Raw genomic sequence first — 15,858 nt, forward strand, 5'->3', positions numbered from 1 at the left:
CCCCTTCCCGCCAAGGAGGACCCATGGCCACGTTTGATGCCCAACAAGGTTCATGGGCCGCGCCGGATGTGATGCATTTCGCGCGGCGCGCGGGTTTTGGTGTGACGCCGGAAGCGGCGGCCACCCTGGCTGCGCAACCGATCGGCGCCACCATCGACGCGTGGATCGACCAGAACGCGGATATGGCCGCGTTCAATGCCGCGCTGCCCAAGGCCGACGTCATCAACGACCCCGTCCGGGGCGCGATACCGGCGGATCCGGCCCCGCACCCATTCCGCCTGGAAGGTTGGCGGAGGCAGAGCGGCATTCCCAACGCCCAGAGCCATTTCGCCTGGCGGATGCAGTTCAACCCGAATCCCCTCCAGGAAAAACTGGCCCTTTTTTTCCATCAGCTCTTCGCGACAGGCGCTGAAAAAGTCGACAACACCGCCTTCACGGTGAAACAGATCGATCTGTTCCGCGCCATGGGCACCGCCAAGTTCGGAGACCTGCTCCTGGCGGTGAGCAAGGATCCGGCGATGATGATCTGGCTGGACACGGTGCTGAACCGCGTGCGGCCCGGCTCGATCGACATTCCCAATGAGAACTACGCCCGGGAGATCCTGGAGCTGTATTCCCTGGGCGTCGACAACGGCTATAACCAGCAGGACATCACGAACCTCGCCAAGGCGCTGTCTGGCTGGACCTACACGCCGCTGGACCTCCAGCCGGATCCCAACAACCCCCAGCTCCTGCGCCCCAACGATGCGGCCTTCCGCGTGAACACAAACGTCCACGCGACGGGCTCGGTGGCTTTCCTCGGCACGACCTTCGACATCGGGGCTCCCAGCAATTTCGGGGATGCCTGCGTCGCCGCCATCCTCACCCAGCGGGGCACCAACTGCGCGGCCTTCCTCGCCAAGCGTCTGCTCACCTTCTTCGTGAATCCGAATGCCAGCTCCGCGGCGCTTTCGGATCTCCAGTCCCTGATTTTGGCCCAGGATTTCGACCTGAAGGCCATTCTCAAGCTCCTGTTCAAATCAGCGTATTTCTTCGATGCCGGCAATCGCTACAACCTCTATGAGGGGCCTGTGGCTTGGACCGTCCGGATGAGCCGCATGCTCTGCCCAGGCCTCGCCGCGGCCGTCGTCCCCACCCTTCCCAGCTTCCCCGCGTGGCGGGCCGTGGTCCCGTTCTTCGAAAATGCCGGCCAGGCTGTGCTGGATCCCGCCGGCCCCAACGGCTGGGCCGAACATGCGGGGTGGATCAACAGCAACACGGCCCGCTACCGCGGAAAGCTCGCGGCCTCCCTGGCCCTGGGGGAAATCCTGTTCGGCAGCCAGATGATCTTCCCCTCCACCGTGGCGAGCTGGTTCCCCGCCGCGCCCGCCTCGCCCCAGGCCGTCTACGACCGCTTGGCGGCCCTGCTCCAACCCGCGCCCGTCCCGGCCCCGGTGCAGGCCAACTGGCTGAACGGGCTCTGGACCTCGGGCTTCACCTGGGACAGCTCCGCCGCCACGCAGGCCAAGGTGCGGGAGCTGGCCTTCTTGATCCTGTGCTCTCCTCACGCCCAATTGCACTGATCGCCAACCGGAGGGGTCCATGTCTTCACGCCGTCAATTCATCCAGACCACCCTGGCCGGGAGCGCAGCCCTGGCGGGCTTCACCGCCTGCAGCGGCGGCAGCAGCACTTCCTCGGACACCGGCGGGGGACCTCCGCCTCCTCCGCCGCCGCCTGCCATCGCAGGCCCCATCCTGGTGCTGGTGCAGATCCAGGGGGGCAACGATTGGCTCAGCATGACCCCGCCCACCAGCGGAGCCAACGCGGGCGCCTATGCCACCAACCGCCCGGCCCTCGCCATACCCGCCAGCAATCTCACGGACCTCGGCAGCGGCATCGGCTTGATCAAGGACTGCACCGGATTTGATCTGGTGCACGCCGCGGGCAAGATCGCCTGGATTCCCGGTGTCGGGATGCCCAATCCCAATCTCTCGCACTTCACCGCCACGGACTACTGGGGGCAGGGCGCCGCGGTTCCGGACGGCACGGGTTGGCTGGGACGCTGGGGGGATGCTGCCTTCGCCGCCACGGATGTCCTGCGCGGCATCACCACGACCTCGGACATCATTCTGATGAACCATGGCCGGAAGCGGGATTTCGTGGCCATCACGACTTCCGCGGGCTTCAACTATCCGACCTACCTGCGCAGCGGCGCCCAGGTGCCGGATTCCAATTTCCTGAAGAGCGGCTACGCCTTCAGCCTGAACAATCCCGGAACGGCCATCGATGTCTCCACCGCCGCCTCCGAGGGCAAGCTCTTCTACGACGCGGCCAGCCAGTTCAGCACTGCGATCGCCACCCGCACGCCTTCGGTGCCCTATCCCGGCGACGCAGGCTACGCCATCGCGAATGTCAGCAGCCAGCTCAGCACCCAGTTGAAACTGGTGGCCCAGATGATCGCCAGCGGCATTCCCGGCCAGGTCTACACGGTCCGCCTCGGGGGCTTCGACACCCATAGCAACCAGGCGAACGACTATCCACGCCTCATGCGGGCCCTGGGCGGCAGCATCAAGGCCTTCTACGACGACCTGGCCAGCATCAACACGACCGTGAACAGCCAGGCCGTGAAGGCCCAGGACCGCGTCATGGTCGTGGGCTGGAGCGAATTCGGGCGCCGCATCAAGGAGAACAACGGCGGCACGGACCATGGCACTGCCATCCTGGCCTTCGCGTTGGGCAACATGGTGAAGGGCGGATTCTACGGCCAGGGCTATCCGGATCTCACCAAGCCCGACGCCAACGGGAACATGGTGTTCACCACGGATTTCCGCAGCGTCTACGCCACCATCCTGGAGCGGTTCCTGGGCTACAGCGATAGCAAGGGGATCCTGGGTTCCACCTATTCAACCTTGGGATTCCTGTAGTCCTAGTCCTTCTCCATGAAATCCAGATCCCGGCCATGGGTGTCCTCGAGGCCTGAAAGACTGAACGCCGCCAGGGCGAAGCAGACCAGCCCCACGACCCAGGCCGCGCCGAGCAGTCCGAGCGGAGCCTTCAGCATCAGGAAACCGCTGGTGATGAGCACCACCGAGCCCCGGAGGAAATTGGGCACCGTTGTGGCGACGGTGGCCCGCAGGTTGGTGCCGAACTGCTCCGCGGCGATGGTGACGTAGACCGCCCAGTAGCCCGCCGCCAGCCCCATATAGGCCATCAGGACGTACATCCAGAAGGTGCTGAAGCCGCGGCTCAGGAGAAACACCGCCACGCCCACGAAGGCCGCGGACATGAAGATGCCGACCACCTTGGTGCGGCTGCCCCAGGCCTGGCTCAGGAAGCCCGAGACCAGGCTGCCGACCGTGACGCCGCTGTAGCAGCAGGCGATGGCCACGCCAGGATCCAGTTTTCCCGCCACGCGCAGGCTGGGTCCGAATTCCGGCGAGAAGATGATCAGGATGCCCATGATGAACCACAGGGGCAGGCCGATGAGGATGCACCGCAAGTAGCGTCCAAAGCGGCTCCAGGCCGTGAACAGACTTAAGAAATCCCCCCGTTTCACCGAAATGCCTTCGGACTTCTGGAACATCAGGCTCTCGCGCATGCCCAGCCTCAGGCAAAGCAGCAGGATCCCAAGGCCGCCGCCCGCCAGATAGGCATGCTGCCAATTCAGGTAACGCCCCACCAAGGCCGCGGTCACGGTGCCGAAGACACCCACCGATGCCACCACCGCCGTGCCGTAGCCGCGCAATTCCTTGGGCAGGACTTCGGAAACCAGTGTGACGGCCGCGCCCAGCTCGCCGGCAAGGCCGAGTCCCGCCATGAACCGCCAGAAGGCGTAGCTGGGAATGCCCGTCACAAAGGCGTTGGCGATATTCGCGACCGAGTACAGCGCGATGCTGCCGAAGAGCGTGGACAGGCGGCCCTTGCGATCCCCCAGCACGCCCCAGAAAATGCCGCCCAGCAGCATGCCCGCCATCTGGGCGTTCAGCAGGAAAGCGCCCATGGTGATCTGGGCTTCGCCCGGCGCGATGCCAAGGGCCGTCAGGCTGGGCTGGCGCACGATGGGAAACAGCAACAGATCGAACATGTCCACGAAGTAGCCGAGGGCCGCGACGAACACAGTCAGGTTGAAGATGCTTCGAATGGGTGGGCGGCTCATTGGGACAAGGTAGCCGATTGGACGAGGCAAAGAAACGTGCGGGATGCCAACCTTGATGAACCTGTTTTTTTTCCTACACGCCCTAAGAGCGTGTCTTAACATTCCCCCGCGCCGCGCTGGGAGCGCCGGGCGAGCAGGGCAAGGCAGCCGACCACGGCGTATTGGCCATACGCCACGGGAGGGTAACGCAGCCCAGCGAAGCCCGCCGCCCCAGCCCGAAGGGACGGGGCCAGCCGCGCGCATCGCGGCGTCACGGGCCTTGAGCGTATGACCGATACGCCGCTGCGGCCCCTTCCTTGCGCTGCATCGCGGCTGACCTCCGTCGCGGCACGGGGGAATGTTAAGACACGCTCTAGCGCTTGGTCGCCAACAGCACCGCTGTCACCAGAACCAGGCCCACGAAGGCCAGGCGAAGGGAGGAGCCATCCATGCGCGTGGCGCCCCGAGCGCCCACGTAGGCCCCCGCCGCGAAACCCAATCCCACCCCGCCCATGAGCGCCCAAGGAAAACCCGCTTGGGCCTGGGCGTAGATCAGCACGCCCGGCAGGCCGATGGGCGGCAGCATCACCGCAAGGCTCGTGACCTGGGCCTCGGTTTGGGAAAACCCGAGCCACCATACCAGAAGCGGAATCATGACGATGCCGCCGCCGATGCCCAGCAGGCCCGAGGCCATGCCGCCCGCGAATCCGATGGCCAGGCCCGGAACCCAGTACTCCGTGGTGGGGCGGTCCATGGCGCCCGCCCGGCCTGCGCCGCCGCTTCGCTGCGTGAGCATCCGGAGGGCCACCAGGAGCAGGAAGAGGACGAAGCCCCAGCGCATGGGCCGCTCAGGGATGGCATTGGCAAGCCAGCTCCCGGCCAAAACACCGAACAGGAACCCGAGGATGAGCATCCCGACCAGCGACCATAGAATCCGCACGCCGCTGCGGTGATAGTGCAGCACCGCCGGAAACCCGATGGGCAGCAGCATCACCGAAAGCGTCACTCCTTGAGCCCGATGCTGGTCCAGGCCCAGCGCCAGCGCCAGCAGGGGCACCAGCACGATCCCGCCGCCGATCCCGAAAAGCCCCGATAGCGCGCCTCCGGCCAGGCCCGCCCCCAGCCCCGCCAGAACCTGCGTCCCTGGGCTCACCGAGCGCCCGGGCCGCTGAGCGGAAGGATGGGATGCTGCGGGTCGAAGGTAAGGCCGCGTCTCTCTCCGCCCTGTTCAACCGTGATGAAATTCTGCTGGCGCCGGCTCCGCTCGAAGAGCACTTCATTCCGCAGCTTCCAACCTCCAGGATCCGCGATCGACGCGCCGGGCTCCCGCTCCGCTTCCATGTCGAGAACGATTTCCTCGACGCCGATCTCCTGGCCCACGACCTTGAAACACACCGCCTTCCCCGCAGGCGGCACCATTTCCAGCCGTCCTTTGAAGTAGGCATTTAGCAGCCCCGGATCATAGCCCCCATCCTTCATTTCCAGATGGCCACCCCGGAAAGCTTCCAGGGCCGGATGCAGGTTGTGCACGGAGATGCGCAGGCGTAAGCGGGCTTGGCCTTCGGCCAGCGCGAGCGTTCCGTAGCTGATGGGGAAGACGTGGGCCGGAAGCGCCGCCGGCGCCAGGCTGGCAAGCACCAGGACGGTCCGTCGAAACAATGGCCGCATGGTCCTCCCGGGCAATCTACTTGTCGCCCATTTTGCCTGCATCCTTGGCAGCGGATTTCTTGGATTCCGCCGCCCGCTGCTGCATCGGGTTGGGGGGATTGGGTGGGTTCTTGATGAGGTTGAGCGGCAGAGGGGTTCCGATGGCGCGCGGGAAGCTGTTGTTGTTCGGATCCACGTCCGGCAATTCATGGAGCGGGTCCAGTTCCACCGATACCAACCGTTTGTCCGTAATGACCAGCTTCGCGAAGCGCTCTTCATTCTGCAGCCAGGCCTGGACCGGAATCCGCAGCATTTCGCTGCTCCCGTCGGCATAGCTCAGCCTGGCCAAGATGGGCATCGGGAACTTGCCTGCATTCCGGAAGGAGATGCGGTAGAGGGTCTGCTTGAAATCCAGCGCCTCCCGTTCCTCCGGTTTCAGGCCCTTCAGCATGGCTTCCAGCTTCTGCTGATCGCCCGCGCCCACCGCATAGGGATCGAAGCTCCCATTGCTGTAGAAGTCCTGAAGACCCAGGCGTTTTTCTTCCCCCCCAGCGGGGATGGATTCCTTGTCGTGGATCCTTGAGATGTTCGCGTCCTTTTTCGCGTCCTCTTCTTTCGCCCGCTGCTTCTGCTTGGCGGGATCCAGATCGGAAACATGGAAGGCTTCGACATTTTCTACCGCCAGGTCCGGCGCCAGGGTCGTGTAGAACCAGCCCCGCCAGAACCAGTCCAGATCCATTCCGGAAGCGTCGCCCATGGTGCGGAAGAAATCCGCGGGCTGGGGCCGCTTGAACCGCCAGCGGCGGGCGTATTCCTTGAAGGCGAAATCGAACAGGTCACGGCCCATCAGGGTTTCACGGAGCATGTCCAGGCCAGCCGCGGGCTTGGCATAGGCATTGAGCCCGCCATGCCGCACCGCTTCGCTCTGGGTCATGATGGGCGTCGCGTCCGGGAACTTGAGATAGTCCGCGATGCGCTGCTGCTGGCCCGTGGCGCCGGGGAAGGCCGGATCCCATTCCCGTTCCGCGAGGTGCTGCAGGAACGTGTTGAAGCCCTCATCCATCCAGGTCCACTGGCGCTCGTCCACGTTCACGATCATCGGGAAGAAGTTGTGGCCCACTTCGTGGATGATGACGCCCACCAGGCCGAGTTTCGTGCGTTGGCTGTAGGTCCCGTCCTTTTCGGGCCGGGGTCCGTTGAAGCAGAGCATCGGATATTCCATGCCCCCGCCGCCGCCCAGGCCCAGGCAGCTCGCCGCCGCCGGATAGGGGTAGTCGAAGGTATAGCGGCCGTAGACTCGCAGCGTGTGGGCCACCGCGGCGGTGCTGTACTTGTCCCAGAGGGGCATCCCCTCCCGGGTGTAGCCGCTCTGCGCGATGACCACGCGGTCGTTGATCTTCACGCACTGGGCGTCCCAGATCAGACGCTTGCAGGCGTTCCAGGCGAAATCGCGGACGTTCGCCGCCTTGAAGCGCCACGTCAGGTCGCCGGTTCCGGATGGCCTGGATTCGGGTTTCCCGGCTTCCTCGGGCGATGCGACCATGACCGGGCTGTCGCTGCGCCGGGCTTTCTCCAGGCGGTCCCGTTGGGACGCGGTGAGCACCTCGTTGGGATTCTGCAGCTCGCCGGTGGCCAACATCACGAAGTCGTGGGGAAGCGTGATCTCCACATCCCAATCGCCGAACTCCAGCGTGAATTCGCCCTGGCCCAGGTACTGCTCCAGCTGCCAGCCTGAATCATCCGTGTAGGCCGCGGCCCTGGGCTGCCATTGGGCGATGTTGTAGAGCCGCGCGCCATCCTCAAGCTGTTCGAACCCGCTGCGGCCGCGCGCCGCCTTGTAGTTGTTCACCGTGTAGTCCCAGCCCATGGACAGCTTCACGGATTCGCCGGGCTTGAGCGGCTGCGGAAGATCCACGCGCATCATCGTGTCGTTGATGGTCCTGCGGAGCGGCGCGCCGGCCGCATCTTTCACGAACAGGATCCGGAAGCCATCGGGCCGGTCCTTCCGCGTGATGGCATCGAAACTCGAAAAGGAAAGGCCTTTGCCGGCGTCCCCGGCCAGGGCCCCCAGGTCCGAGGCGCTGCGGCTGTTGCGTCCGACGCTTCCGGCCTTCTGGATGTTCTGGTCCAGTTGGAACCAGAGGTAGCGCAGCTCATCCGGGGAATCATTGTGGTAGGTGATGTCCTGGGTGCCGCTGATTTTCTGCGCGGCGTCATCCAGGGCGGCCCTGATCTTGTAATCCACGCGCTGCTGCCAGTACCTGTGTCCGGGGGCGCCGCTGGCAGCGCGGTAGACATTGGGCGTCGGCAGCGCCTCGAGCTTGCGGAAGAAGCTTTCGTTGGTCTTCGAGGCATTAGCCGGTTGCTGCGGGGTTTGGGCCGCCAGGCAGAGCGCCAAGACGGAAAAGAACTGGGCCGGGATACGCATGGGGCCTCGCCGAAAAGTTGTCCATCGTAACACGAGGGCTTTGCCCAGGACAGATCGCTGGCCGCGTGTTCCAATGGAGGATTGCGCCGCTACGGCTCCCGGGTGATTGCCAAATCCATGCAAATCCAGCTTTCCGATGATGTCTACCTTGATAGCCGACGCGCCATCTGGCTGCCCCGCCAGGGGACCCTGGTCCTCTCGGATTTTTTCCTGGGCCTTGGCGCCGCCCGCCGCAAACGTCCGGACGCCATGCCGTTCGGGGGCCAGCAGGACCTCTGGGAGCGGCTCTTCGGCCTGCTCGATGATCTGCAGCCCAAGCGCGTGGCTCTGCTGGGCGACGTGAAACCCAACCAGGGCACCCTGGAAGGGGAGGAAGCCGAGGAACTCCGGCTCGCGTTCCGGAAGATCGCCAAGCAGGGCCGCGAAGTCGTCCAGGTGGTCGGCCATCCCGAGCGAGCCTGGGGCCCGGCCATGGAGGGCACGGGCGTTCAGCCCGCCGAAACCTACCGGGTAGGCCCGCACACGCTCATGCACCGCCGCCGCATCTTCGTCTACCCGCGCCACGACCAGCCCGGCGGTTTCTGGATCAATGGCGGAGTCCATCCCCTGTTCGCCGTGCCCATGGACACGGTGGACAACCAGGCCATCTGGCATCGCCACCCCGCCTTCCTCTACACCGGTTTCGCGCTCATCATGCCGCCCTTTGTGGGCTATGCCCAAGGCTGGGAAGTCATGCAGCCGGAGCGCCTGCCCCGGCAGGCCAGGGCCTGGAAGGTACTCAGCGAGCACATCAGCCCGCTGGACATCACCGCCCTGCCCCCTTCTCCCGAAGGCATTCGGACGCTGCACCGCCCCGTCAAAGGAAAGCATCGGGAAGCCGTGAAGGGCGAGCAGGGCTCCTAGGATCCGGCTTTTATTTGGGTTTCCGCCTGGATTTCGCCGGAGCCTTTTCCCGGGGAATGCTGGCGCCCCCCACAACGGGCGTGCCGTCATCGAGCTTCAGATCCCAGCCGATGCGGTCGCCCTTTTTCAAGCCGAGGCGCTTGATGGTGCCCGCCGCGAATTCGATGAAATGGCGCGCGGGCACCGTTCCCCCGTAGGCTGGGCAGCCGTCTCGGCGGGCGGGCGGACAGGGCGGCACTTTTTCTGCCATCTCAACCACATGGCCGTCCACCGAGATCCACACGACGTCCAGGGCGATGAGGCAATTCTTCATGATGATCCTGCGGACGCCGTCTTCGTCAAAAACGAAAATCATGCAGCGGTCCTTGGCCAGGAATTGACGAAACATGAGGCCCTTCTGCTGCTCCTGGGGCGTGGCGGCGATTTCCGCCATGAAGCGATGGCCCTTCGCCGCCACGGTGCCGCCGCCCGCGCCGTGGGCTGCGATTGAACCAATGGTGCCCAGGAGGACGGGTCGCATGAATCGGCGCATCAAGACTCCAAGCTCTTTCACCATCCTAATCCCTGCCGTTTCATGAAAAAGTGATTTCGAAATGCACTAGAATTCGACTCTATGCGAATCCTGAAGCCCCGGTGGACCCTCCTTTTCCTCCTTCCCCAACTTATCCACGGCGCCTCAGCCAAGGCCCAGGGATTCCAGGGCGCGCGGGCCTTTGACCACGTGAAGCGGGTGGTGGACCTGGGGCCCCGTCCTCCGGCTTCCCCGGCGCTGGAGGATTGCCGCCGGTACATCAGGAGCCAGGTGGCGGCCCTGGGGCTCAAGGCCGAGGACCGCCCATTCCAGGCAGGGACGCCGCTGGGAAGCGCTCCCATGTCGAACATCGTCGTCCGGCTGCCCGGCAAGGTCCCCGGCAAGATCGTGGTGGGCGGGCACTACGACACCAAGCGCATGGGGTTCCGCTTCGTGGGGGCCAATGACGGCGGTTCGAGCACCGGCTTTCTCCTCGAGCTGCTGAGGGCAGTGAAGAACCGTCCGCGCCGGCTTGGCCTCGAAGTGGTTTTCTTCGATGGCGAGGAGTCCATCGTGGCCTGGCAAGGTTCCGATCACACCTATGGCAGCCGGGAATATGTGGCGGCCGCCAGACGGGATGGCACCCTGAAAGATATCCGGGCGATGGTTCTGGTGGACATGATCGGAGACAAGGCCTTGGGCATCCGCCGCGAGGAGGCCTCGACCCGCTGGCTCACCGACCTGGTGTGGTCCTCGGCGAAACGCCTGGGCCACGGCAAGATCTTCCAGGATGAATCCACGTCGATCGCAGACGACCACATCCCCTTCATCGATGCGGGCATTCCTGCGGTGGACATCATCGACCTGGACTACCCCGCCTGGCATACCGCCGAAGATACCCTCGATCAGGTGAGCCCGAAAAGCCTCCAGATCGTGGGGGATGTCCTGCTGGATGCTTTGCCGAAGATCGAACAGCGCCTCCTTCGCAAGTGATGATTCAACGATTTGCTGGACGTTGATGGATCGATTGAAAATGGATCTTGATCCATCGCGTCATGAGGCATAGCCTTGAACACTTGAATCAAGGATGGTCTTTGAAGCCTCATTCTCTATCAGTGCTCTGCCTTGTCGGCTGTGCTTCCCTGGTGGCGGGCCAGGGTAGCAATCACGCGCCCTTGCGGGCGGTCCGGACCACGGAACCCATCCACCTGGACGGGAAACTGGAGGAACCCGTTTGGGCATCCGCCCCCGCAGCCAGCGGCTTCACGGAGACCTGGCCCGTCTACGGCAGCCCTGCCAAGGTGCCCACAGACGTGAAGATCCTTTACGACGACCGCTTTCTCTATGTGGGCGCGAGGATGCGCCATATCGCAGGGCAAGGGCCGGTGGTCCGCCGCATCCATCGCCGGGACCAGGACAGCGCCAGCGACTGGTTCACGGTGTACATCGACAGCCTGCACGACCGCCGCACGGCCTTCGCCTTCGGCGTGAACGCTTCGAACGTCCAATCGGACTCCGTCTATTTCAGCGACACCAATTCCGACCGGTCCTGGGATGGGGTGTGGGAGAGCGAAGTCCTGGTCGATGCGGAGGGTTGGACCGCCGAGCTCAAGATCCCGCTGGCCCTGCTGCGCATCCAGCCCAGCGGTCCGGGCGGATCCCAGATCTGGGGCGTCAATTTTTCGCGGAGCGACCAGGGCACGGTCCGCCAGTTCAGCAATTGGCAGGTGCCGCCGCGAGGAGAGAACGCCTTCGTCAGCCGCTTCCCGGATCTCACGGGAATCGAAGGCATCCGTCCCCAGCTCCGCCGGGAATTCATTCCCTATTTGAGCGCCCAGCGGAAATTCGAGACCGCCCAGGGATTCGACGACCGGAAATTCGAAGGCCGCGCCGGCCTCGACGCCCATTGGGGCTTGAGCACCCAATCGCAATTGGATCTCACCGTGCGGCCCGATTTCGGCCAGGTGGAGGTGGACCAGGCGGTGCTGAACCTCAGCACCGTGGAGACCTTCTTCCCGGAAAAGCGGGCTTTCTTTCTAGAGGGCGCCGAGATCTTCCACACCATGGGCGGGCAGCTTTTCTACAGCCGCCGCATCGGGAAAGCCGCGCCATCAGCGGACCTCGGCGCCGGGGAAACCCTGGTAGACCAGCCCCTGGCCACGGACATCACCGCCGCCGCCAAGTACACAACGAAAATCGACGGCATCAACCTCGGCCTGCTCGGAGCCAGCGTGGAACCCACCCGCGCCAGGTTCCTGGATGCAGACGGGAGGAGCCGGAAACGCGAGATTTCGCCGCTGACGAATTACGGTGTGGCGCGGCTCCAGAAAAAAACCTGGATGAGGCCGGCAGTTTCGTCGGCGGTTTCATGTCCTACGCCCACGAAGCCGGTCCTTCAGGACGCGGGGCTGTGGTCGGGGCCGTGGACGGTTCCCTGAAATCCAAGGACCGCAGCGAGGTTCTCGATTTCGCCCTGGTCCGCAGCGCGGCTGGTCCGGATGGAGAGAAAGCCTCCGGCTGGTATGGCTATCTGCGCGCCGTCAAGACCTGGTCCAACGGATGGCATGTGGGGGTCCAATCCTTCAATGCGGGCCGCGATTTCGATCCGAACGACCTCGGCTATTTCTCCGAAGCGGACAACAAGCGCTTCTTCTGGAGCGCCTCGCACCAATGGGACCGGACCTGGGGACCCTTGCGCAATTGGCAGGTTTTCATGGAGGAGGGCTACGACACCGACCAGGCCGGGCAAAAGGTCCACCACCACCTCTACGCCAGCGGCCGCACGGACTTCACGAATTTCTGGGCCGTATGGGCAGGGCTGGGACGCAATTTCCAGATCCAGGACAATCGCGAATTGCGCACCTTCGGCCAACCCCATCGCCAATATCTGCAACGCCCGGGCACCACCTTTGCGAATGCCGGGTTCGACACGGCGGGAAACAAACCCTGGTATGTGCGGATGGAAGTGAACCGCGAGTGGTTCCCAGGCGGTCCGAGCACGGACACGAACTTGTTCCAGAACATCAAGCTCGGAGCCCAGATGGAATTGCAGTTGCAGACCGCATTCGCGCGCAGCGAGGGCGAATTGCGCTGGCTCGAAACACTTCCAGTCGATGGAGCCGGTGGATATGCCGGGTCCCCGGTGGTGGGCCTGCGGCGGTTGAGCCAATTCAACCAGACCCTGCGCCTGGCCTACGCCTTCACGCCCCGGCTCACGGTGCAGCTCTTCAGCCAATGGCTGGCGGTCGCCTGGAATTTCAGGGACCTCCAGGCCTACCTGGACGACCACCGGCTCCAGCCGGTCGCGGTGTCCGATGCCACCGCTTTCAGCTACCGGCTCTGGAATGTGAATCTCATCACCCGGTGGGAATTCCGTCCGGGCTCGACCGTCTACCTGGTCTACACCCACGGCGCCACGACGGATGGCCTCCTGAACGACCACGCGAGCCTCAGCCCCCGCGCGGACCTGGCCCAGCTAAGACACCTGCCGTCGGACGACGCCGTGCAGATCAAATTCAGCTGGCTGTTCCGCTGAGCCGTAATTCAATAATCATTTTTTCTTTTCCAACGGCAAGAACGGCATAAGCGCCCCTAATGAACTACCCAGAAAAGCACTGGGTAGTTCTTAATGGTCGCTAATAGCGATGCCTTCCATCCCGCTCACCTCGTGGGCATTGAAGCTGCTGCGCACCAGCGGGCCCGCGTAGACGGTCTTGAAGCCGATCGCCTTGGCTTTGCGCCCCAGTTCGGCGAATTCGTCCGGGGGCACGTACCGTTTCACCGGGAGCTGGAAGCGGGTGGGGCGCAGGTATTGGCCGAGCGTGAGGATGTCCACGCCGCTGGCGGCCAGGGCTTCGAACACCTCCAGGAGCTCGCCTTCGGTTTCGCCCAGCCCCAGCATGAGTCCGCTCTTGGTGCGGAAGCTGCTGCCGAAAAGGGCGGACCCGAGGCGCTTGGCCTCCCGCAGCACGGCGAGGCTGCGGTCGAATCGGCCTGCAGGGCGCACCTCTTTGTAAAGGCTTGGCACGGTTTCCGTGTTGTGGTTGAAGACCACCGGACCCGCGGCGACGACTTTCGCCACGGCCTCTGGATCGCCCATGAAATCCGGCGTCAGGACTTCCACAAGGGTGCTGGGGCAGCGGCGGCGGATGGCGGAGACCGTGGCGGCGAAATGCGTGGCCCCACCGTCCGGCAGATCATCCCGGTTGACGCTGGTGAGCACCGCATAGCGGAGGCCCAAGGCTTCTACCCGCGACGCGGTTTCCTCGGGCTCGCGCGGGTCCAGCAGCTCCGGCTTGCCGTTCCGGATGTCGCAGAATCCACAAGCCCGGGTACAGATGCCGCCCATGAGCAGGAAGGTCGCCGTGCCATGGCTAAAACAGTGGGCCCGGTTGGGACATCGGGCCTCTTCGCAGACCGTGTTCAGGCCGCTGTCCCGCAGTCCCACCTTCATCGCATGCAATTCACGCAGATTCACCCGTTCCCGGGCGATCCACTCAGGCAAGCGCACATGGCCGTTCAGTGCCTCGCGGCCGGTTCGTTTGGGAAAGCGGGGCATGGGTGTTCAGACCTCCGTTCCCAAGATTAACGGAAACCCGAGATGGCCCCTTTCCGACGCAGGCTGTTGAGCAGGTCCAGGACTTCGTCCACCTCCAGACCCGTGGTGGAGGCCGCTTCGCGAACCGATTCGCCGTCGAGGCAACGGGCCAGGAAGGCCGAGGCGTGGGGGCTCAGCTCCGAATAGCCGAAATCGCCGTCCGCATCGCGGTAGCCCATGAGGAACGCTTCGCCTTCCGGAGGTTCCGGCGTTTCCTTGGTGGCCTCGTGCACCCGGTAGGCATAGGCGAGGTTCCGCGCCGCGCCATCGAAGACCACGCAGGAATCCGCCGTGGGCGCATCCTGGAGGTCCCCTTCGGGGGCTTCGTCCGGCCAGCGCAGGATCTCCACTTCGATGTACTCGAAGTGGGCGAGCTGGAGCAGGAAGGGCCACCGCTCCAGGCCCCAGCCGCTGTCGGCGAGCCAACCCACGAAGGCCGGGCTCACATCGCGGTAGTAGGGGCTCTGGATGGTCCGGCTGGCGAGGAAGGCATCCAGGCACTGGTCCCATTCATCCGCCTCCCCGAGCAGCGCGTGGAGGATGGGGAAGCAGTCCGGCAACGGATCTTCAAGGGCGTTGCGGGCGAGGTCGCGGTAGGTGAGGAGGCGGGCCTTGAAGGTCTCGAGCGCCGACTGGTCGGCCTGTCCGAGGCCGCGGGCCGCGCCGAAGGACCGGGGATCGGCTGTGAAGGATTCGGCGCCATCCGCATCCAGGATCAAATCCGCCATGCAGCGCAGAAGATCCCGGGTCGGGGCGGTCTGTTCAGCCATGACGGACCCCCACCACCGGCGCGAGGGCTTCGTCATAGGCCTTCTGCAAGGACGCCCGCTCCGCCAGCAGGACCTCCAGCTCCGGAATCTCGTTATCCCGTTCCAGCAGCACCGGCACAGGCCGGCCGATGCGCGGAAGCACCCATTGCATCAGCTCGATGACGGGGTCCACCACCGGCGCGCCGTGGGTGTCGATGATGAGCTGCTCCTCCTCGAACCAGGTGTGCCCGGCGATGTGCATCTGCTGGACGCGGTCCAGGGGCATCCCCTCGAGCCATTCCTTCGGATCGAAGCCATGGTTGCGGCTGTTGACGTAGACATTGTTGATATCCAGCAGCCAGCCGCAATCCGCCCCTTCGAGCACCTCCAGGAGGAATTGCTTTTCAGTCATTTCCGGCGCGCCCAGGCAGGCGTAATAGCTGACGTTCTCGAACAGGAAGGGCACCGGCAGTTCCGCTTGGACGCGCTTGGCCCGCTCCACCGTGTGCTTCGCCGCATCCCGGGTGAAGGGCATGGGCAGCAGTTCATGGGTGGTGGCGCCGCCGAAGCTGGTCCAACACAGGTGTTCGGAATGCCAGGGGGAGCGCGTCGCCTTCAGGAATCCCGTCAGGTTATCCAGCACATCCCGGTCCCAGGCGTCGAAGCCACCGATGGACATGGAAAGCCCGTGGGTGATGACCGGATCGCGCTCCAGGATTTTCATGACCTGGCGGTACCGGCTCCCGCCCTGGCCCACGACGTTTTCCGGGGCGATTTCCCAAAAAGGAACCGGGGTGGATTCAAGGGCGGCCACCTGGGCCAGATGGGGCCTCCGAAGACCGACGCCGACCCCAGTAAATGGATTCATTTCAAGACCTTGTATGAAAGGAGGGGGGAGACCGCGCCTC

At 64.5% G+C, this 15,858-nt stretch carries 14 protein-coding genes; 6 read left to right on the plus strand and 8 right to left on the minus strand.

Going from position 1 to position 15,858, the window contains the following annotated elements; all coding sequences use genetic code 11:
• Positions 1-23: 23 nt before the first annotated feature.
• Positions 24-1,562, plus strand: a complete 1,539-nt coding sequence (locus tag IPQ13_09260; GenBank protein ID MBL0211081.1) for a DUF1800 family protein — start codon at positions 24-26, stop codon at positions 1,560-1,562.
• A 19-nt stretch (positions 1,563-1,581) separates the two neighbouring features.
• Entirely contained in the window at positions 1,582-2,904 is a 1,323-nt protein-coding gene (locus IPQ13_09265) for a DUF1501 domain-containing protein (protein ID MBL0211082.1), read from the plus strand.
• Between the two features lie 2 nt (positions 2,905-2,906).
• Here the strand turns inward: IPQ13_09265 and IPQ13_09270 are convergent, their stop codons facing one another.
• The 4 genes from IPQ13_09270 to IPQ13_09285 all read right to left on the minus strand — a co-directional run bounded on the left by IPQ13_09270 (position 2,907) and on the right by IPQ13_09285 (position 8,190).
• Positions 2,907-4,136: an MFS transporter gene (locus tag IPQ13_09270; GenBank protein ID MBL0211083.1), complete on the minus strand. Its 1,230-nt coding sequence runs from the start codon at positions 4,134-4,136 to the stop codon at positions 2,907-2,909.
• A gap of 352 nt (positions 4,137-4,488) precedes the next feature.
• Positions 4,489-5,268: a sulfite exporter TauE/SafE family protein gene (locus IPQ13_09275; protein ID MBL0211084.1), complete on the minus strand. Its 780-nt coding sequence runs from the start codon at positions 5,266-5,268 to the stop codon at positions 4,489-4,491.
• Entirely contained in the window at positions 5,265-5,783 is a 519-nt protein-coding gene (locus tag IPQ13_09280) for a hypothetical protein (protein MBL0211085.1), read from the minus strand. Before IPQ13_09280 ends, IPQ13_09275 begins: the two co-directional genes overlap by 4 nt.
• 16 nt (positions 5,784-5,799) lie before the next feature.
• The gene (locus tag IPQ13_09285; GenBank protein ID MBL0211086.1) at positions 5,800-8,190 is read right to left on the minus strand and encodes a M1 family metallopeptidase; all 2,391 of its coding nucleotides are present in this window, start codon (positions 8,188-8,190) and stop codon (positions 5,800-5,802) included.
• A gap of 81 nt (positions 8,191-8,271) precedes the next feature.
• Here IPQ13_09285 and IPQ13_09290 point away from each other — a divergent pair, with 81 nt between their 5' ends.
• Complete coding sequence (locus tag IPQ13_09290) at positions 8,272-9,093, plus strand: hypothetical protein (GenBank protein ID MBL0211087.1); 822 nt, start codon at positions 8,272-8,274, stop codon at positions 9,091-9,093.
• A gap of 10 nt (positions 9,094-9,103) precedes the next feature.
• Here IPQ13_09290 and IPQ13_09295 read toward each other — a convergent pair whose 3' ends face one another.
• Positions 9,104-9,625, minus strand: coding sequence for a DUF192 domain-containing protein (locus tag IPQ13_09295; GenBank protein MBL0211088.1), 522 nt, complete (start codon positions 9,623-9,625; stop codon positions 9,104-9,106).
• An 81-nt stretch (positions 9,626-9,706) separates the two neighbouring features.
• Between IPQ13_09295 and IPQ13_09300 the strand changes: the two genes are divergently transcribed.
• The 3 genes from IPQ13_09300 to IPQ13_09310 all read left to right on the plus strand — a co-directional run bounded on the left by IPQ13_09300 (position 9,707) and on the right by IPQ13_09310 (position 13,139).
• A complete protein-coding gene (locus IPQ13_09300) occupies positions 9,707-10,597 on the plus strand; it encodes a Zn-dependent exopeptidase M28 (protein ID MBL0211089.1) in 891 nt (296 codons plus the stop codon).
• A gap of 101 nt (positions 10,598-10,698) precedes the next feature.
• Entirely contained in the window at positions 10,699-12,042 is a 1,344-nt protein-coding gene (locus IPQ13_09305) for a carbohydrate binding family 9 domain-containing protein (protein ID MBL0211090.1), read from the plus strand.
• A complete protein-coding gene (locus tag IPQ13_09310; protein MBL0211091.1) occupies positions 11,973-13,139 on the plus strand; it encodes a hypothetical protein in 1,167 nt (388 codons plus the stop codon). The genes IPQ13_09305 and IPQ13_09310 overlap by 70 nt, the downstream gene beginning before the upstream one ends.
• Positions 13,140-13,229: 90 nt before the next feature.
• Here IPQ13_09310 and lipA read toward each other — a convergent pair whose 3' ends face one another.
• From lipA to IPQ13_09325, 3 genes are read right to left on the minus strand one after another with little or no spacing between them, the layout of a single operon-like run.
• Complete coding sequence (lipA, locus tag IPQ13_09315) at positions 13,230-14,162, minus strand: lipoyl synthase (GenBank protein ID MBL0211092.1); 933 nt, start codon at positions 14,160-14,162, stop codon at positions 13,230-13,232.
• Between the two features lie 26 nt (positions 14,163-14,188).
• Positions 14,189-14,971 carry a putative DNA-binding domain-containing protein gene (locus IPQ13_09320; protein MBL0211093.1) on the minus strand — a complete coding sequence of 261 codons (783 nt, stop codon included), beginning with the start codon at positions 14,969-14,971 and terminating at the stop codon, positions 14,189-14,191.
• Entirely contained in the window at positions 14,964-15,818 is an 855-nt protein-coding gene (locus IPQ13_09325) for a DUF692 domain-containing protein (GenBank protein MBL0211094.1), read from the minus strand. The genes IPQ13_09320 and IPQ13_09325 overlap by 8 nt, the downstream gene beginning before the upstream one ends.
• Between the last annotated feature and the right edge of the window lie 40 nt (positions 15,819-15,858).

The organism is Holophagaceae bacterium, assembly GCA_016720465.1.
Classification (GTDB): domain Bacteria; phylum Acidobacteriota; class Holophagae; order Holophagales; family Holophagaceae; genus JANXPB01.